This window comes from Tahibacter caeni, from assembly GCF_024609805.1.
In the GTDB taxonomy this organism is placed as follows: Bacteria; Pseudomonadota; Gammaproteobacteria; order Xanthomonadales; family Rhodanobacteraceae; genus Tahibacter; species Tahibacter caeni.
In genome coordinates, this window is record NZ_JANFVR010000015.1 from 16,490 (window position 1) to 34,181 (window position 17,692).

Genomic DNA, 17,692 nt, shown 5'->3' on the forward strand with positions numbered 1-17,692 from the left:
CATGAACTCGCGACCGATGATAGTGCGTGCGCTGCGCGAAATGTCGGCGGTTCGTGAGGGGCGTCCGGGATGAATGACCGGCACGCTCGACGTGCACGAGCTCGGCTTAGGTAGGGAGCTTCGTGAGCGGGGCAGCCGCGAGGGGCAAGCCGCCTGCTCGGCGCGAGCGACGCGATCCGTGTTTCCACCCGCCATTCTCGGAGCGGGCGCCGCGGTCCATGCTCCGCTCTTCATTACCCGAGAATCGCAACGACGTGTACCCGACAACTCCGCGAGTTCGGTGCTCACCGCCTTGCCGCACATCAGTAGTGCTTCAACCGATACGTCGATATGAGGCGCGTGATCGCCGAACAGTTGTCGTCTGGTTTTCTCTTGGATCGCTCGTCGAAACGGCTCTGTGCAGCCGAACCATGGCGCCGACCGGAGCGCCGTGAGAGGTTCGTCACGTCGGCGACAGACCCCATATGCTTTCCCGCAATCCGGTCTCATCAAAAATGATGCGTCGCACCAGAAAACCACGATTGCCAAGTTGGACACCATTTCCCGGCGTGCTACCGTGGCTGCGCTTACACAGGGGGCTGGCGTGAGCATCCACGAAGTCCACATCACGATTCCGCATCGTGAAGCAGCTCATGCGATCGTGCAGCGCACGGCACATCGCTTCAGCGGCCGCTATACCGTCGCAGTCGCCGACGAAGGGGATCGGTCCTGCGTCCGATTTGACGGCTCCGTCGAGACGCCGGAGCAGTTGGAGCGGGAGTTCCGCGCGCTGCTGCTCGACGACATGCTGCGCGCGCGCATCGAGACCGAAACGGCATCGCTGCGACAGCTGATCGTCGAAGCCGCGTTGCGCTCCGCCCTGCGTGAACCGGAAGCCGGCGCGTGAAGTTCCAACTGATCAGTGCGTTCCAATCCAACGCCGACAGCGGCTATCGGCTGCTGCCGTTCCGGTTCGGACGGCTGCCGGATCGCCCGGACGAGGTGCTCGTCACTGGTGACAGCGGCCGCTTCACGTTCCTGTCGCAAGCCGATTTCCTCGCATTTGCCGATCACCGGCTCGATCCGACCACGACGCGGGCAAGGGATCTCGAAGGACTCGACCTGCTACACCGCGGCGACAGACCGATTCCGCTCGACCGCCATGCCATCGCCTGGCGCACGCGCAAGGCGTTCCTGTTCGATGGACCGTCACTGCATATCTTCGTGGTCACCTTGCGCTGCCATCACAGCTGCCGCTACTGCCAGGTATCGCGCCGGGCGGAGTCCGATGCCGGCTACGACATGGACGAGGCGACGGCCAGGGCCGCGGTCGACCGGCTGTTCGAGTCGCCGGCGCGACAGCTCACCGTCGAGTTCCAGGGCGGCGAGCCGCTGCTCGCCTTCGAGCGCATCCGGGGCATCGTCGAGGACATCGCCGCACGCAACCGTTCGCAGCGGCGCACCATCACATTCGTGCTGGCCTCCACCTTGCACGGCGTCACCGACGAACAGCTCGCGTTCTTCCGCGAACACCGCTTCGAGCTGTCCACCTCGCTGGACGGGCCGGCAGCGCTGCACGATCTCAACCGGCCGCTGCCGACACGCGAGAGCCATGCGCGCACATTGGCCGGCGTCGCGAGGGCGCGAGCCGCGCTCGGCGCCGACCACGTCAACGCGCTGACCACGCTGACGCGGGCCAGCCTCGCGCATCCCGAAGCCATCGTCGACCACTACATCGAACAGGGTTTCACGTCGATATTTCTGCGGCCGCTGAGTCCCTACGGGTTCGCGCGCCGCGGCCTCGCACGCCAAGGCTATGCGACCGGCGAGTTCATGACGTTCTATCGCCGGGCGCTGGCCCACCTGATCCGCCGCAACCTCGAAGGCCATGCCCTGACCGAGGCCTACGCGACCCTGTTGCTGTCGAGCATCCTGACACCGTTCGCCCACGGCTACATGGACCTGCGCTCGCCGGCCGGCGCCGGACTCGGCGTGCTGCTCTACGACTACGACGGCGCCGTGTATCCGAGCGACGAGGCGCGCATGCTCGCCGCCGAAGGCGATCGGCGTTTTCGCATGGGCTCGGTACATACGCCATATCGGGAGCTGCTGCTGTCGGAGCCGATGCAGGCCATTCTCGCGGCCGGCCTGACCGAGGGGCTGACCGGCTGCGCCGACTGCGTGTTTCAGCCGTACTGCGGCGCCGACCCGGTCGACGCTTACGCACGCCAGGCAGACGTCTACGGGCATAGGCCGAGCTCGGCCTTCTGCGCGCGGCAGACCGCGATGTTCGAGCTGCTGTTCGGCTATCTACGCGACGGCGACGCGGATGTGATGCGCGTATTCCAGAGCTGGGTGCAACGCCGCGCCGTCGCGGAGATCCGCGGGGAACCGCCGGAGGCCATCGATGCGGCCGCATGAAACGCCGGCCGAGTTCCGCGGAGTGCCCGAGCGCCGGCTGCTCAAGATCGTCGACGGCCTGACTTTCGCGCGTGGCGATCTGACGCCCGAGCAATGCGCCTGGCACAGCGACCGGCCGGGCGCGCCTATACCCGACCTGCCCTGGGGCGCCGTGCTGGTGGCTCCTGTGACCGGCTCGTACGATGCCGACAGCCAACCGCGCGCGACGGACGCGGATGCGCGAAGCGATGCGCCGCGAAACGGCGTGCCGCAGATTCGCCTCGCCCGTGCCGACGCCGCAGCGCCCGGCGACGTCGTCGAACTGTTGCCCGAGCGCAATCGCCTGCGCACGCGCTATCGCCGCGGCGCCAACGCCAACACCTTGTTCGCCACCGAACGCTGCAACAGCTACTGCCTGATGTGCTCGCAGCCGCCGCGGCGCGTCGACGACGACTGGCGCGTCAACGATATGCTCGAGGTGATTGCGCTACTCGACCGCGACGTGCCTGAACTCGGCATCAGCGGCGGCGAGCCGACACTGCTCGGTGACGGCCTCGTCGCGATCCTGCGCGCCTGCCGCGACCGGTTGCCCGACACGCCGCTGCATGTGCTTTCCAACGGCCGGCGCTTCGGCACTACGGCGCTCGCCGACGCCGTGGCCGGCCTGCGCCACCCGCGCCTGACCTGGGGCGTGCCGTTCTATGCCGACGTGGCCGACGTCCACGACTACGTGGTCCAGAGCGCCGGCGCGTTCGACGAAACCCTGCACGGCCTGCTCATGATGGCCAGCAAGGGACTGTCGTTCGAGATACGCGTCGTGCTCACGGCGCCGACCGTCGCGCGGCTGCCGGCGCTCGCCGACTTCATCTGGCGGCATCTGCCCGCGGCCGTGCATGTGGCGTTCATGGGACTGGAGCCGATCGGATTCGCGCTCGCGAACCACGACGCCTTGTGGATCAATCCGGCCGACATGGCCGAACCGCTGACGCGCGCGGTGCATCATCTCGCCAATCGCGGCATGGCCGTCTCGCTCTACAACCTGCCGCTGTGCGTGCTGCCCGCAGCGCTGCGCCCGTTCGCGCGCCGCAGCATCTCCGACTGGAAGCAGCGCTACCTGGACACTTGCGACGGCTGCGCCGTACGCGCGCGCTGCGCCGGCTTCTTCGAATGGGTCAAACCGGGATGGATACCGCACGGCCTCCACGCCTTGAACGCTGCCGAGGTCAGCGAAACATGAACGACCAGTCGTCCTTCGGCGAACGCCTGCGGCAATTCGTGCAACTGGTCGTCGGACTCGGCAGCGCCAGCGCCGGCGCCGCCCACGCGACGGCGACCGTGCCGCCGACGACGCACGCCGGACCCGACGCGGACCTGGACCGCTATACGCACACGCAGTCGCTCAACGCCGACTCGCTGCTGGTCGCCCGCGGCCACCGCTCGCATTCGAGCCATCGCTCCCATTCGTCGCATTCCTCACACTACTCGGGCAGCGGCGGATCGGGCTATTCCTCGCCGCGCGCGCCGGTCTATTCGCCGCCAGAGCCGAAACCCGCACCGGCCCGAACACCTGCACCGTCGCCTTCCCGCGCACCCGCATCGAGCGCCGTACCGGTGAAGAAGTCCAATGTCGCGCCGACGACAGCACCGTCGTCGTCCACTCCGGCACCGCTCTACACCATGCCTGGCGTCGAGGTCGAACCGCAACCCAGCAGCGCGAACAAGGGCGTCCGCACCCAGGACATGCTGCGCATCCTCGTCATGCGCGTGCAGGCCGCGCTGCTGCTGAAGAATTACGACCCGGGCGAGGTCAACGGCGTCATGAGCGCCGAGACTATCGCGGCGCTGAAGCAGTATCAGAAGGATCGCGGGATCAAGGCCACAGGGACTATCAATGCGCAGACGTTGGATGCGTTGGGGGTCAGGGCGAGTTTTTGAATCAGGGTTGTGCGGTTAGATGCACCTATTGAAGTACGAGCTTTTATCAGTAGCCGACAGAAGGATGAGCGCATGAATCCGCTAAATTGGTGCGTCGTGAAATACACCGATGAGGAGGATCAAGTCTGGTATGTCGATCGAATCAGGCCACCTACTTTTGTGGTCGCAAAATGCAGCTTAGCTACCCATTACGAGATTGAGCGCTTACACGAGGAAATCTTCTCCAAGTGCTGACATGAACGCTTTGATGAAGCCATCGCCATTGAACGCGATTTGATGGCAGTGCTGGCCCGCAGAGATGTTCATGAAACAGTCGATCCGCGTGCTGCGGTTGAGTTTCTCGTCGACGGGTCAACTGATCCCCGAACGAGGTGGGCGGCGCAACAAGCGGTCGAGACCTACTGGCGCGAGGCAGATGGCCCCATTCCTTGGTAAGTCCCACCCTACTTTGCGCTTCCAAATTGAATGCCAGCTAGTCGCACTCCAGTTGAAGGTTTGCCGTGAGGAATGTAGCCAGGGCAACTTTCTTGCCCAGGCGTTTCTCGCATCCGCGATTCAGCGTAAGAATGCCAACTAGCAATCCAAGCACCACCCACGGAGCCGCACGTACCTATGCACGGAAGCTCTTGACGCTTCTTAAAATTTGAGGGAAATTCGCGCCGTTGCCGCCAATTCGGCAACCGGGTTTAGCAGCCCGAACCTATGACGCGCACAGCGTCGAACGGAAATGTCGGCGTTTTTTTATGCCTGAATTTCCGAACGACTCCGCCTGCCGTTTTCTGGCGGCGGTGTGCGGGGAGCCGCAAGGCTCGCCGGGGTCATAGCCGGTCTGCTAACCCGCACACCGTTCGCCACCCCTTTCGCAACCGTCTCGGGTGGCGGCTCCGACCGAAGGAGTTGCTCATGGAAGACCGGTACGCGTTACGCACGGCCGAGGCCCGCCTCGGCGCCTTTCTCCGCATCGTTCATTCCCACTACCGGCCCAGGAGGTTCGCGCCATGAATCGCCACGGCTCGTTCTTCCCGCTGCCCGCGGAATCTCCCGGCACCGACCCGGTGCTGTTCGCGTTCGTCGTCGATACGCCGCAGCAGCGCGAGGCGCTGCATGAGGAGCTGCTCGCGCGGATCACGGCGATCCAGACGCTCAGCGAGACCTTGGCGACGGCGCAGCTCGAAGCGCCCCATGCGCGCTCGCATGGGGCGATGCTCGATGCGGTCGCGATCCTGTCGCGCGACGTGCGCGGCCTGATCGAAGCGAGCATCGATCCGGGGCCGTGATGGCGCTGGCCGGGGCGGCGCCTGCGCCGCTCCGGCGTTTTGCAGTGTGGTCCTACTGCGAAGCGCGCTGCCGCTCACGCCGACGCCGCGATACGTGATGACGAAGCATCGTCGGCGGCCCGTCGCATCGCCCAGAACCGCTGGCCGCCGTAGCGCGCCGGGCCGGCGTAAGTGTCTTGCCAGCGACGGCGATAATGCGCATGCACCGCCGCCTGTTCGGCCAGGAATGCAGCCTGCGCGCCTGCCGCCGCGGCATCGCCGCCGGCGCCACTCTGCGTGATCACCGAGGCGGCGCTCTCGGCCGACGCGAGCGCATGGAACAGTCCCTGCGAAGCGATCGGATCGAACGACAGTCCCGCGTCGCCGAGCGCGAAGAAGCCGGGCGCAGTCTGCGCCAATGCCGCAGGATCGAGCATCGCGCTGCCGGCCGGCCGCGCGTGCACGGCGACGTCATCGCCTGCCGTTACCGGCAGCACCTCGGCGAGCACCGCCTGCCGCCGCGCTTTCGCGAGCAGCGCCGGCAGCGATCGGAGCGCGCGCAGTTCCGCATCGTCCGCGTCGAGATGGAACGCGAGCACGCGTTGCCCTGACGGCACGCGCACGCTGTACCACCAGCCGTTGGTGTCGGCGCAGAGGCGTGTGCAGTCGTCTTCGTCGTCGGCGCGCGGCGGCAGGTAGGCGTGGAGGCAGATCAGTTCGTCGTCGACGCGGCGCGGAATGCCGAGCTGGCGCGCGATCGCGGCGTTGCGGCCGGTCGCGTCGACGAGTACGGGCGCGCGGTGGATCTGCCCGGCGTCCTGCCGCTCGACCTGCCAGGCGCCGCCGACAGGCGAGGCATGCAGCGGGCCGCATTCGTCGGCCAGCGTGGCGCCGGCCGCGAGCGCGGCTTCGCGCAGGTCCGTGTCGAAGCGGTTGCGGTCGAGGTGCCAGCCGGGGCCGTTGGGATCGCGCAAGTGGTCGAACCAGACCGGGTCGCCGTCGTCCCAATGCGAAATCGTCGCGCCGCGTTCGGCGTGACCGGCGGCGAGGAAGCGCTCGAGCAAGCCGAAGCGCTGCAGCAATACGCGCGCTGCGCCGGGCAAGGATTCACCGATGCGCGGAACCGGCGGTGCAGCGATCCGGCCCGGCGGCGCCGCTGCGGCCGGCCGGGAACTCGCGATTGCCCCTGTGGCAGCGACGGCAGTCGCCGGTGCCTGCATGTCCGGCGAAACCCTTTCCGTCGGCGCTGGCTCGGCAGGAAGCGGCGCGCCGTGCGCTGCAGTGCGGGCGCGGAGCACCGCACGCTCCAGCACCAGCACACGCCGCTGCGGCGCCAACCGAGTCGCCAGCGCCGAGCCCGCGGGCCCGGCGCCGACGATGATCGCGTCCCAGTCGGCGACGCGCATGCGCTCAGATGCTGACGGTCGGCGTGCCGAGACGTTCGATCTTGCGCATGGTCGCATCGGTCGCGGCGCGCTCGGCTTCGGTCATGTCCTTGCCGCCCTGGTCTTCGACCTGCATGACCGGCGGGAAGTCGGGATCGTTCTCGATTCCGGGCCTGACCTCGACGATGCCCTGCCGGTCGAAGTGCTTGACCATGTTCACGAGCTGGTTCTGGTAGCCGACACCGAGGGTGCGGTCCCAGTCGGAGCGGTCGTTGAACGCGGCCAGGCGCTCCTCGCGCGACAGCTTGAGGTTCATGACGGTGCGGTAGTTCTCGGCGCTGAGCACCTGGTTCGGTACGCGGGCGGGCCAGAACGTCGGCAGGTACGGATCGTAGTCGGGCTGGTAGCCCGAGCGGCAGCTGGCCGTGTCGGTCTGCCAGGGAACCGCCATCCAGCGCGTGATCGATCCGGGCGACTGGGCGTAGAGCGGGCCGTTGTAGGAAGTGGCCTCGGCCGGCGTCAACGTCGTGCCGTAGTCGGGCTCGGGATTGTCCTTCGCGCGATGGCGCCAGCGATACGGTTCGAGATACATCGTCGCGTGGCGCACGGGCCAGGTCATCTCGCAGCCCGGATGAAACGCGTCGGCGAGGCAGAACTCCAGCGCCGCGCGGTCGAGCATCGCGGGCTGTTCGGCCAATGGCACGTCGTCGATGGCGCGCGGCGGCTTCGCGTCCGGATCGTAGTCGGCAATGAAGTCGCCGTTGGCCCAGCGGTCGAGCAGATAGAGCTGGGTCGTCGTCAGCGCGGTCATCGCGCGCGGGATCGGCGGCATCGGCACGTTCATCGCATCGCCGTAGACCCAGGGCCACGGCTTCAGCGACGCGTCCTGGTCGGCCGGATTGCGGAACGCGTTCGCGACGGTGCGGCGCAGTTCCTCGTAGGTCTTGCCGGGTTGCGACAGCTTGTGCAGGTAGGCCGGATCGAGCAGATGCTGCGGCATGCCGTAGCCGAAGCCCGCGGCGAATCCGGCGTTCATCCACTGCAGGTCGCAGAGCGCGCGGAAGATCGGCAGCAGATCCTGCTGGAACGACGGCCGCAGCGGCGCCGGCAGCTGCCCGGCCTGGATCGCCATGTCGGTCATCAGGGCGTACATCGTGCGCACGGACTTCTGCTGCGGACCGTAGTTCGGCGGCGCGACGACGACCCAGGCCGGCGCGACGCTCAGCTCGCGGCCGTCGAGCTTGACGCGCGCGGTCACGGGACCGTCGCTCGTGTCGTCGTACCAGCCGTCGTTGTTCGCGAACGTGACCGGCGGCTTGCCGTCGAGCGAGGCCGATTTGCCATGGCCGCCGAACACGAGCAGGCGGCCAAGCGCATCGGTGCGCAGCTCGCCGAGCGGCACGTCGACGCCCATGATCTCGCCGCCGTCGAAACGGTATTTCTTGCCCTGCATGTCGGGCTTGTCGATGCTGCGCGGCCCCGGCGTGATCGCGAGCTTGTGGCGCTCGGGCAGCGGCACCTTGGCGTTGCGCCGCGTCGACGGCGTCGCCGTCAGGGCTTCGGGAATGTCCAGCGCGAGTTCGAAGTTGTACCAGGCGGCCTTGTGGTTCGCGAGTTCGACAGTCCATTCGATCTCGACGCCGTCCTCCATGCACAGCTCGCGCACGACACGGCCGGAGGCGTCGTAGCCGTAGAGGCGGAACTGCGCGACCTCGCGCTTGAGCGCGCCGCTGCGGTCGCGGTAGTAGCCGGGCGGACGGGGTTCGGGTTCGACGACCTGCGGACCGAGGTAGTAGCCGTCGTCCTTCCTGGAATTGCCGACGCGGGCGATGCCGATCGACGGATGGATCTTCGCGTAGGCAATGACTGCCTCGGGCTTTCTGCTACGACTCATGAGTTCCCCCTCGAATGAGTGTGCGATTTCCGCGCATCGGCGGATGGCGGGCTCGGCGACTCTGGCGCGATTTGCGGAATGCGTCAAGAAAAAATACAGATAGCTCTATTGTGACTTGTGTATCCCCTGCCGGAGGCAAGCGCCGTCGAGCGCGACCTGCCCGGCGCACGGCGCGGCGCGCGCCGGCGGGACGGATCCGCCGTCACCAACCCAAAAGCCATGCAACTCTCCAGTACCGAAGCGACATTCGGCAGGCGCGACGATCAACGCCGTGATGCATTCCAGCGGTCGGCGCAGTGCGTGATGTTGCATGCAGGCGGCGGCAAGCAGGGAAGAACCGCAACGTCGAGGACTCGTCGCAGCGGCGAGTCCTCGACGCTCGGCTGCCGTTTCGCCTGCGGAACGCCGGCGTCAGGATGCGCGAGGAACAGTGCCGGCGGTCCGTTCGCCCGCCGTCCGGGAGGTCGACGCCGTCGCGCACTCGCCGCGGCCGCCTCGCGCGGTTCATGCGGCCTTGACGCGATCCGGCCTTCGCTGCGGCACAATCCGCAACCGCAGCATGAACGTTGCATGCTGCATCCCCGCTCACCACGAAGGCGCCGCCGCTCCATGCCGGACGAATCCCCTGCTCCCGTCATTCCCGTCGCCGCGGGCACGGTGCCCTGGGAAACCGCGTTCGAAGGCACGCGTTTCGGCGTGCGCTACCGCCATCTGAGCGCCGCGCTGCTCGGCGAAGGCTATCGCGTCGGCGTCGCGTTCGAGGAACTCGAACCGGGCCGGCAGAGTGCGCCGGCGCATTACCACGTGTTCGAGGAAGAACACCTGTATCTGCTCGACGGGCGATTGACCGTGCGTATCGGCGCGGAGCGCTACGCGATGGAGCCGGGCGGCTACGTCTGCTTTCCGGCCGGCCGCGCGGCCGGGCACTGCCTGATCAACGAAGGCGACGCGACCTGCCGCTATCTGATCATCGGCGAGAACGACCCGGACGAGGTCGCCGTCTACACAGATTCCAACAAGGTGCTCGTGCGTTCGCTCGGACGCCGCGCATTGCTCGACCTGTCGGCGCGCCGCGACTACTGGCATGGCGAGAACACCGGCGCGGCGATCCCGCCCGATCCGCAGGAGCCGCTGCTGCCGGTGCCGGCACCGTCGTTTCCGCCGATCGCATCGGACACCGTCGAAGTGGAGGACACCGACGAAGGTCCGTCGTTCGGCGGACAGGCGCGGCATCTGACCTACGCGGCCGTCGGCGCCGACTACCGCGTCGGCGTGCTGATCGAATCGCCCGCGCCGGGCAAGCGGCTGGCGCCGCGCCACTATCACCTGTTCGAGGAAGAGCACGCCTACGTGCTCGAGGGCGAGCTGACCCTGCTGCTCGGCGATGCGCGCCATCCGATGAAGGCCGGCGACTACGTCGCGTTTCCGGCCGGCCGCCCCGTGGCGCATTCGTTCCTCAACAGCGGCAACGGCCCGTGCCGCTATCTGATCATCGGCGAACGCAAGCCGCACGACGTCTGCGTCTATCCGGATTCGGGCAAGGTCGCGGTCAAGGCCCTGGGCCGCGGCCGCGACGTGCTCGATCTGTCGGCGACGCGCGGGTATTGGGACGGCGAGACAGCGTCATGACAGGCAGAGTTTCCGCCGAGCAGCCCCGGCGGGCCGCGACGCATCAACACATACGTTTCATCGCCGGAGTTCTCTGTCGATGACTTGCGAGCCGCTGAAGCATGAATGACAGTTCCAAGACTTCGATGTCCACCGCCGCCACACTTACCTGCCCTGCCTGCGGTCAGCCCTGCCTCAGCATCTGGCGCAAGCTGCGCCTGGGGCCGGCACGCAGCGTCGCCTGCCCATCCTGCGGCAGCCGCCTTTCGGTACCCTGGCTGCCTTTCGCCGCGCTGATGCTATTCGCCCAGCCGGCATGCGCCATTCTCGCGCTGCTCGCCGTCGGGCCGCTGCTGCGCATCGTCGGGCCGGTCTCGATGATGACTGCCGCAATCGGGTTCTTGTTGCTGCCGATGTTTTTCCTGGTCCTGTTGTCCTGGATCTATCTGCGCTGGACGCCGCTGATCGTCAAACGGCCCTGACAAAGCTGAGCCACTCTTCATGACGCCGGCGAAAAATGTTCCGCTCCGGCAATCGACGAGCATCGGCCGCCGGAAGCAGGTTCAACCGATTCTCGAAGAACGTGTTCTCCCAGGGCCGCGGCCAACCTAGCGCCAGCGTGCGAGCGCCGCCTGGCCGTAGCGCGGATGCGCGACGCGGCGGCGCTCGGGATCGGGTTCGCCGGTCTTGCCGTCGATCGGGAACACGGTCAGGTGGCGCGGCTGCACGGTCACGGCGGCGCCGGGCTGTAGTGCGCGGCGCTGGGCTTCCTCGCCGCCGAGCTCGGCCTCCAGCGACTGGCCCAGCGACGGCACGTCGAGTTCGACGTGCGCGATGCTGCCGGCCAGATAGATGTGCCGCACGGTCGCGCGCCAGCCCGATTCGAGCGGCGTCGGCGTCAGCGCGAGATGTTCGGGCCGCACGTACGCGATTGCGCCGGCGTCGGCGGCGCCGTCGAGACCGTCCGCGTCGAGGCGCTGGTCGCCGGCGACGAGACGGCCGTTCTGGATGCGCACGGGCAGCTTGTTCGACTTGCCGATGAACTCGAACACGAACGGCGTGGCCGGCTGCTGGTAGATCTCCTCGGGCGTGCCGACCTGCTCGATGCGACCGCGGTTCATGACGACGACGCGGTCGGCGAGTTCGAGCGCTTCTTCCTGGTCGTGCGTCACGAACACCGTCGTCAGGTGCAGTTCCTCGTGCAGATGGCGCAGCCAGCGGCGCAGCGAGATGCGCACCTGCGCGTCGAGCGCGCCGAACGGTTCGTCGAGCAGCAGCAGCCCGGGCTCGATCGCGAGCGCGCGCGCGAGCGCGACGCGCTGGCGCTGGCCGCCCGAGAGCTGCGCCGGATAGCGCTGCGCGAGACCGTCCAGCTGCACGCGCTTGATCAGCCTGTCGACGCGGTCGGCGATCTCGGCCTTGCTCGGCCGCCGCGCGCGCGGGCGCACGCGCAGGCCGAACGCGACGTTCTCGAACACGGTCATGTGCCGGAACAGCGCGTAGTGCTGGAACACGAGACCGACGCCGCGGTCGCGCGCGCTGACGCGCAGCAGGTCGCGGCCGTCCTGGGTCAGCTCACCCGAGTCCGGAAAATCCAGCCCGGCGAGGATGCGCAGCAACGTGGTCTTGCCCGAGCCGGACGGGCCGAGCAGCGCAACGAACTCGCCCGGCGCGATGCTCAGGCTGACGTCGTCGAGGGCGCGGAATTCGGCGAAGCGGCGCGAGAGATGGGTGATGGCGATCGTCATGTCAATGTCCGCGCGGCGCCCGGGCGGCGAGCTCCGAGCCGTAGCGCCATTCCAGGAAAGTCTTCAGGCAGAGCGTGACCAGCGCCAGCAGCGCGAGCAGCGAGGCGACGGCGAACGCGCCGGCGTAGTTGTAGTCGTTGTAGAGGATCTCGACGTGCAGCGGCAGCGTGTTCGTGAGCCCGCGGATGTGGCCCGACACGACCGAGACCGCGCCGAACTCGCCCATCGCGCGCGCATTGCACAGCAGCACGCCGTAGAGCAGCGCCCAGCGGATGTTCGGCAAGGTCACGCGGAAGAAGATCTGCCAGCCGCTCGCGCCGAGCACGCGCGCGGCCTCCTCTTCGTCGCTGCCCTGGGCCTGCATCAGCGGAATCAGCTCGCGCGCGACGAACGGTAGGGTCACGAAGATCGTCGCGAGCACCAGGCCCGGCACGGCGAAGATCAGCTTGATGTCGTGGGCCTGCAGCCACGGACCGAACCAGCCCTGCGCGCCGAACAGCAGCACGTAGATCAGGCCCGACACCACCGGCGAGACCGAGAACGGCAGGTCGATCAAGGCGCCGAGCAGTGCCTTGCCGCGGAAGTCGAAATGCGTCATGGCCCAGGCCGCGGCGACGCCGAACACGGTGTTCAGCGGCACGGCGATCACGGCGACCAGCAGGGTCAGCTCGATCGCGGCGAGCGCTTCGGGATGCACGATCGCCGCGACGTAGGTACCGAGCCCCTTGCGTAGCGCCTCGACGAAGACTGCGGCCAGCGGCAGCAGCAGGAACAGCAGCAGGAAGCCCAGCGCGACGCCGATCAGCAGGCCGTGGACGAGACGGCGGCCGATCGGCCGGTGACGGCGCAGCGGCGCTGCGGAAACGACGGCGGCCATCTCAGCGCTCCGCCCAGCGCCGGCTCCAGCGCTGCAGCAGGCTGATCGCGAGCAGCAGCAGGAACGACAGCACGAGCATGACGACGCCGACCGCGGCCGCATCGGCGTACTTGAATTGTTCGAGCTGCTTGACGATGACCAGCGGCAGGATCTCCGACTTCATCGGTATGTTGCCGGCGATGAAGATGACCGAACCGTATTCGCCGACCGCGCGAGCGAGCGCGAGCGCGAAACCGGTCAGCAGCGCCGGCAGCAGCAGTGGGAACAATACGCGCACGAAGGTCTGCAGACGGCTCGCGCCGAGCGAGGTCGCGGCTTCCTCGACGTCGCGGTCCAGCGCTTCGAGCACCGGCTGCAAGGTGCGCACGACGAAGGGAAAGCCGACGAAGATCATCGCGACGAGCACGCCCAGCGAGGTGAATGCGACCTTGATGCCGAACGGCGCGAGCCAGCTGCCGATCCAGCCGTTCGGCGCGTACAGCGCGGTCAGCGCGATGCCGGCGACCGCGGTCGGCAGGGCGAACGGCAGATCGACGAGCGCGTCGACGAGACGCCGTCCCGGAAATGTGTAGCGCACCAGCACCCAGGCCACGAGCAGGCCGACGGCGGCGTTGATGACGGCCGACAGCAGCGCCGCGCCGAAGGACAGGCGCAGCGCCGCGAGCACCGGCGGCGCGCTGATCGTTTTCCAGAGGCCGGCCATGCCGATGCCCGAGGCCTTCACGGCCAGCGCCGCAAGCGGCAGGAACACGATCAGTCCAAGATAGGCCAGGGTGTAGCCCAGGCTCAGGCCGAATCCGGGCAGTACGCGCCTTGCCATCGCTTACTTGCCGACGCCGAGCTGATCGAACACGCCGCCGTCGGCGAAATGCGTGGCCTGCGCCTGCTTCCAGCCGCCGAACTGCTCGGCGATCGTGAACGTCGCGACCTTCGGGAACGCCGCCGCGTACTTGGTCGCGGCCTTCTCGTCGTAGGGTCGGTAATAGTGCTTGCCGGCGATGTCCTGCGCCTCGGGTGTGTAGAGGAACTTCAGATAGGCTTCGGCGACCGCGCGCGAACCGCGTTTGTCGACGACCTTGTCGACGACGGCGACCGGCGGCTCGGCGAGGATCGAGATCGACGGCACGACGATCTCGAACTGGTCCTGGCCGAGCTCCTGGCGCGCGAGCAGCGCTTCGTTCTCCCAGGCCAGCAATACGTCGCCGATGCCGCGCTGGACGAAGGTCGTGGTCGAACCGCGCGCGCCGGTGTCGAGCACGGGCACGTTCTTGAACAGCGCGGCGACGAACTCCTTGGCCTTCGCGTCGTTGCCGCCGGGCTGCTTCAGCGCATAGCCCCAGGCGGCCAGGTAGTTCCAGCGCGCGCCGCCCGAGGTCTTCGGGTTCGGCGTGATGACTTCCACGCCGGGCTTGATCAGATCGTTCCAGTCCTTGATGCCCTTGGGATTGCCCTTGCGCACGAGGAACACGATGGTCGAGGTGTACGGCGTGGCGTTGTGCGGCAGGCGCTGCTGCCAGTCCGGCTTGATCAGGCCCTTGTCGGCGATCGCGTCGATGTCGTAGGCCAGCGCGAGCGTGACGACGTCGGCTTCGAGGCCGTCGATGACCGAGCGCGCCTGCTTGCCGGAACCGCCGTGCGAGGCGTTGACCGTGACGGTGTCGCCCTTGTCCTTCTTCCACTGCGCGGAAAACGCCGCGCTGACGTCCTTGTACAACTCGCGCGTCGGGTCGTAGGAGACGTTGAGCAGCGAAACGTCAGCCGCGTGGACGCCGGTGGCGGCTGCGGCCAGCCAGAGCAGGGAACCGAGCAGGGTGCGGCGTAGGGAGATCGACATGAGGACGTCCGGTGATCCTGGGAAGTTGGCGGCAGCCTAATGCTCAGCCGGTTAAGCCGGAATTGACGCGCCGTTATCACCTTATGCCATGAGTCCCGCGCAAGAAATGCTCCGGATCAAACCCCAGTAGCGAAACCGCTCCGTTGCAGCCTCCGCCGGCAGCCCGCCGCCGCAGGGGAATTCACCATGAGCACGCTAGTCCTGTCCCGCGGATTCCAGTGGAAACGCAGCTCCGCGATCAGCGCCACCCTCGCCCTCCACGCCCTGGCCGCGCTCGCGGTACTGGCGCCGCCGGCCTATATCGCGGCGCAGAAGGCCGCCGATCCGCCGGTCCAGGCCATCACGGTCAAGCGCGAGGAACCGCCGCCGCCCCCGCCGCCGGTGCTGGAGGTCAAGCACAAGCCCAAGGCGCCGGTCGTGCGCACCGTCGCGCCGCCGCGGCCCGAGCCGGTGCGCGCCGATCCGGTCGTGACCGAGCAGACCGAAATGTCCTATCCGGCCACCCCCGAGCCGGAATTGCCGGCGGAACCGGCCGGACCGGTCGAGACCGCGCCGAGCGCGCTCGGCTACAAGTCCATGAAGACCGTGCCGTATCCGCCGATCGCCAAGCGCCAGCGCATGGAAGGCACCGTCGTGCTGCGTGTGTTCGTGGGCATCGACGGCGTGCCGCAGCGCATCGAGATCGAGCGTTCGTCGGGTCACTCGGTGCTCGACCGCGCCGCGAAGGAAGCCGTGCTGGGCTGGCGCTTCGAACCCGGCACGCGCAACGGCCAGCCGTTCGCCGCCTACGGCCTCGTGCCGATCGCGTTCAAGCTGACCGAGCTCTGATCCTTTCGCCCGCAGGCGGCCGCCGCAGGGATGCGGCGCCGCCTGCATCTCTTCCGCGGCTTGCGGTTGACGCGCGCGCCGCCTGACGCGAGCGCTTGAAAATCGGCCGCGGCGCCCCGGATCATGCGTCCATGATCCGACTCCATACCTATGCCGCCCTGGCCGGCCTGCTCGCCGCCGGCAGTACGTCCGCCGCCACGGTGCTCGTGACCACGACCTCCGACATCGTCGCCAACGACGGCGTCTGCAGCCTGCGCGAGGCCGTCACGGCAGCGAACACGAACCTGGCCTCGGGTGCGGCGGCCGGCGAATGCGGCGCCGGACTGCCGCCGCCGTTCGACCAGATCGATCTGCCGGCGGGCAGCTACCGGCTGCAGCGCACCGGCGCCGTCGACGACAGCAACGCGGCCGGCGATCTGGACATCCGCCGCAGCGGACTGGCGCTCGTCGGCGCCGGCGCCGACCTCAGCGAAATCCGCGGCGACCGCAACGAGCGCGTGCTCGACGTCGGTGCCGGCCTGCCTCCGCCTGCGCCCGGCAGCGCGTCCGTGCGCATCGCCGGAGTGACGATACGCAACGGCCAGGACAGCAGCGGCGGCGGCATCCGCAGCGCGATCGGCTGGCCGCTCGTCGTCGAGGCCAGCACGCTCGCGAACAATTCGGCCGGCTTCGGCGGCGGCATCGCCGCGAACGGTCCGCTGCTGCTGCGCACGAGCACCCTGCACGGCAATACCACGACCGATGCGGCCGGCCCGGGCGGCGGCGGCCTGTACTACGCCGGCTCGGCGACGGCCGAGCTGCGCAACGTCACGTTCAACGCGAACGAGAGCCTGACCGACGGCGGCGCCGCGCGGCTCGCGGGTCCGTCTCTGCTCAACAACGTGACCGCGTCGGGCAATACCAGCGATGCCGATTTCGACGACAGCGGCGACGGCGCGATCGCGGCGACGACCGTCGTCGATCTGGCCAACACCCTGCTCGCCGCGAACGTCGACTTCAGCCTCCTCGTCGGCGGAGCCGTCAGTCCCGACTGCAGCGGCGGCTCGGCGCAGTGGAGCTCGCGCGGCTACAACCTGATCGGCAACACCGGCGCGTCCTGCCCGATCACGGCGCAGACCGGCGACCAGTTCGGCACCGCCGTACAGCCGCTCAATCCGCGCCTGTTGCCGTTCGGGCCCAACGGCGGGACCACCGAAACGCAGATGCCGGCAGCGAACAGCCCGGCGGTCGATCGCGGCGGCAGCGGCGCCGCGGCCTGCGAAGCCGTCGACCAGCGCGGCGTCGCGCGACCGATCGGCGCGGCCTGCGACATCGGCGCGGTCGAATCCGACGACCGCATCTTCGCCGACGGTTTCCAGGCGCCCTGAGGCCGCCGCTTCAGGCGTCGGGTCGGCGCCGCGACGACAGCGCGCCGCCGTCGTCGTCCCAATAGCCGAACCAGCGCCGCGCGACGTACTTGTAGACGCGCTTGCCGCTGGCCTTCCAGGCGCGCGCTAGCCACGAGCGCCGCGCGAGCAGGCGGTGTTCCACCGGCGTCAGCGCCTGCGGGCAATAGCTGCGTTTGTGCTTGAGCAGGTGGCGCAGGTCCTCGCGCGCGAGCAGGCGGAACCAGCCGCCGCGGCGCCGGCTGATCCAGCAGATCTGGAAGTCGAGCACCGCCGGCGAGCCGTCGGCGCGAACGAGCCAGTTCGGCTCCTTGGCCAGGTCGTTGTGCGCGAGGCCGCGCGCACGCAGGTCGCGCAGCAGGCGGTGCGCCTGGCGATACCAGCGCGGATCGCGCGGCGGCGCCGACTGCATCGGCGCGCCGGCGATGTAGCTGCGTTCGAGCACGCGGCCGTCCCAGCGGCGCAGCTGCGGCACGCCGTCGAGCCCCTGCAGCCGCTGCAACCCGCGCGCCTCGTGCCGCGCGGCCCAGCGCGCGAGTCCGCGCAGCAGCCAGTGCGCGCTG

The 17,692-nt window shown here is 68.4% G+C and carries 15 protein-coding genes and 1 pseudogene; 9 read left to right on the forward strand and 7 right to left on the reverse strand.

What is annotated here, in order from left to right:
- The first annotated feature begins 583 nt into the window (after positions 1 to 583).
- From NON22_RS02640 to NON22_RS02660, 5 genes are all read left to right on the forward strand, one after another.
- Positions 584 to 886: a hypothetical protein gene (locus tag NON22_RS02640; RefSeq protein WP_257385348.1), complete on the forward strand. Its 303-nt coding sequence runs from the start codon at positions 584 to 586 to the stop codon at positions 884 to 886.
- A complete protein-coding gene (gene hxsB / locus NON22_RS02645; RefSeq protein WP_257385349.1) occupies positions 883 to 2,400 on the forward strand; it encodes a His-Xaa-Ser system radical SAM maturase HxsB in 1,518 nt (505 codons plus the stop codon). Before NON22_RS02640 ends, hxsB begins: the two co-directional genes overlap by 4 nt.
- The gene (gene hxsC / locus NON22_RS02650) at positions 2,387 to 3,616 is read left to right on the forward strand and encodes a His-Xaa-Ser system radical SAM maturase HxsC (protein WP_257385350.1); all 1,230 of its coding nucleotides are present in this window, start codon (positions 2,387 to 2,389) and stop codon (positions 3,614 to 3,616) included. The genes hxsB and hxsC overlap by 14 nt, the downstream gene beginning before the upstream one ends.
- Positions 3,613 to 4,314 (forward strand): His-Xaa-Ser repeat protein HxsA, encoded by a 702-nt coding sequence (gene hxsA / locus NON22_RS02655; RefSeq protein WP_257385351.1) that lies wholly within the window; start codon positions 3,613 to 3,615, stop codon positions 4,312 to 4,314. Before hxsC ends, hxsA begins: the two co-directional genes overlap by 4 nt.
- A gap of 998 nt (positions 4,315 to 5,312) precedes the next feature.
- On the forward strand, positions 5,313 to 5,591 hold the full coding sequence (locus NON22_RS02660) for a hypothetical protein (RefSeq protein ID WP_257385352.1): 279 nt from the start codon (positions 5,313 to 5,315) through the stop codon (positions 5,589 to 5,591).
- 74 nt (positions 5,592 to 5,665) lie between these two features.
- Here NON22_RS02660 and NON22_RS02665 read toward each other — a convergent pair whose 3' ends face one another.
- Together NON22_RS02665 and NON22_RS02670 are read right to left on the reverse strand one after the other, a co-directional pair.
- Entirely contained in the window at positions 5,666 to 6,673 is a 1,008-nt protein-coding gene (locus NON22_RS02665; protein ID WP_257385353.1) for an NAD(P)/FAD-dependent oxidoreductase, read from the reverse strand.
- 307 nt (positions 6,674 to 6,980) lie between these two features.
- Positions 6,981 to 8,849 (reverse strand): LodA/GoxA family CTQ-dependent oxidase, encoded by a 1,869-nt coding sequence (locus NON22_RS02670; RefSeq protein ID WP_257385354.1) that lies wholly within the window; start codon positions 8,847 to 8,849, stop codon positions 6,981 to 6,983.
- Positions 8,850 to 9,458: 609 nt separating this feature from the next.
- Here NON22_RS02670 and NON22_RS02675 point away from each other — a divergent pair.
- Positions 9,459 to 10,478 carry a cupin domain-containing protein gene (locus tag NON22_RS02675; RefSeq protein WP_257385355.1) on the forward strand — a complete coding sequence of 340 codons (1,020 nt, stop codon included), beginning with the start codon at positions 9,459 to 9,461 and terminating at the stop codon, positions 10,476 to 10,478.
- 101 nt (positions 10,479 to 10,579) lie between these two features.
- Complete coding sequence (locus tag NON22_RS02680; protein ID WP_257385356.1) at positions 10,580 to 10,939, forward strand: hypothetical protein; 360 nt, start codon at positions 10,580 to 10,582, stop codon at positions 10,937 to 10,939.
- Between the two features lie 126 nt (positions 10,940 to 11,065).
- Here NON22_RS02680 and NON22_RS02685 read toward each other — a convergent pair whose 3' ends face one another.
- From NON22_RS02685 to NON22_RS02700, 4 genes and pseudogenes are all read right to left on the reverse strand, one after another.
- Positions 11,066 to 12,205 carry a sulfate/molybdate ABC transporter ATP-binding protein gene (locus NON22_RS02685; protein WP_257385357.1) on the reverse strand — a complete coding sequence of 380 codons (1,140 nt, stop codon included), beginning with the start codon at positions 12,203 to 12,205 and terminating at the stop codon, positions 11,066 to 11,068.
- Between the two features lies 1 nt (position 12,206).
- Positions 12,207 to 13,082 carry a sulfate ABC transporter permease subunit CysW gene (cysW, locus tag NON22_RS02690; protein WP_257385358.1) on the reverse strand — a complete coding sequence of 292 codons (876 nt, stop codon included), beginning with the start codon at positions 13,080 to 13,082 and terminating at the stop codon, positions 12,207 to 12,209.
- A gap of 1 nt (position 13,083) precedes the next feature.
- Positions 13,084 to 13,902, reverse strand: coding sequence for a sulfate ABC transporter permease subunit CysT (gene cysT / locus NON22_RS02695; protein WP_257385359.1), 819 nt, complete (start codon positions 13,900 to 13,902; stop codon positions 13,084 to 13,086).
- 3 nt (positions 13,903 to 13,905) lie between these two features.
- Positions 13,906 to 14,996, reverse strand: a pseudogene (locus NON22_RS02700) (sulfate ABC transporter substrate-binding protein).
- Positions 14,997 to 15,102: 106 nt separating this feature from the next.
- Here NON22_RS02700 and NON22_RS02705 point away from each other — a divergent pair.
- Together NON22_RS02705 and NON22_RS02710 are read left to right on the forward strand one after the other, a co-directional pair.
- Positions 15,103 to 15,744, forward strand: a complete 642-nt coding sequence (locus tag NON22_RS02705; protein ID WP_257385361.1) for an energy transducer TonB — start codon at positions 15,103 to 15,105, stop codon at positions 15,742 to 15,744.
- Positions 15,745 to 15,875: 131 nt separating this feature from the next.
- Entirely contained in the window at positions 15,876 to 17,111 is a 1,236-nt protein-coding gene (locus tag NON22_RS02710; RefSeq protein WP_257385362.1) for a choice-of-anchor Q domain-containing protein, read from the forward strand.
- Positions 17,112 to 17,121: 10 nt separating this feature from the next.
- Here NON22_RS02710 and NON22_RS02715 read toward each other — a convergent pair.
- Positions 17,122 to 17,692: protein kinase family protein (locus tag NON22_RS02715; protein WP_257385363.1), on the reverse strand; the 571-nt coding region annotated here is incomplete at its 5' end.

What these genes read in the sequence shown, in the direction of transcription:
- hxsC (WP_257385350.1), top strand. Translation starts at nt 2,387, where the DNA reads ATGCGGCCGCATGAAACGCCGGCCGAGTTCCGCGGAGTGCCCGAGCGC.
- hxsA (WP_257385351.1), top strand. Translation starts at nt 3,613, where the DNA reads ATGAACGACCAGTCGTCCTTCGGCGAACGCCTGCGGCAATTCGTGCAA.
- NON22_RS02660 (WP_257385352.1), top strand. Translation starts at nt 5,313, where the DNA reads ATGAATCGCCACGGCTCGTTCTTCCCGCTGCCCGCGGAATCTCCCGGC.
- NON22_RS02670 (WP_257385354.1), bottom strand. Translation starts at nt 8,849, where the DNA reads ATGAGTCGTAGCAGAAAGCCCGAGGCAGTCATTGCCTACGCGAAGATC.
- NON22_RS02675 (WP_257385355.1), top strand. Translation starts at nt 9,459, where the DNA reads ATGCCGGACGAATCCCCTGCTCCCGTCATTCCCGTCGCCGCGGGCACG.
- NON22_RS02680 (WP_257385356.1), top strand. Translation starts at nt 10,580, where the DNA reads ATGAATGACAGTTCCAAGACTTCGATGTCCACCGCCGCCACACTTACC.
- NON22_RS02685 (WP_257385357.1), bottom strand. Translation starts at nt 12,205, where the DNA reads ATGACGATCGCCATCACCCATCTCTCGCGCCGCTTCGCCGAATTCCGC.
- cysW (WP_257385358.1), bottom strand. Translation starts at nt 13,082, where the DNA reads ATGGCCGCCGTCGTTTCCGCAGCGCCGCTGCGCCGTCACCGGCCGATC.
- cysT (WP_257385359.1), bottom strand. Translation starts at nt 13,902, where the DNA reads ATGGCAAGGCGCGTACTGCCCGGATTCGGCCTGAGCCTGGGCTACACC.
- NON22_RS02705 (WP_257385361.1), top strand. Translation starts at nt 15,103, where the DNA reads ATGAGCACGCTAGTCCTGTCCCGCGGATTCCAGTGGAAACGCAGCTCC.
- NON22_RS02710 (WP_257385362.1), top strand. Translation starts at nt 15,876, where the DNA reads ATGATCCGACTCCATACCTATGCCGCCCTGGCCGGCCTGCTCGCCGCC.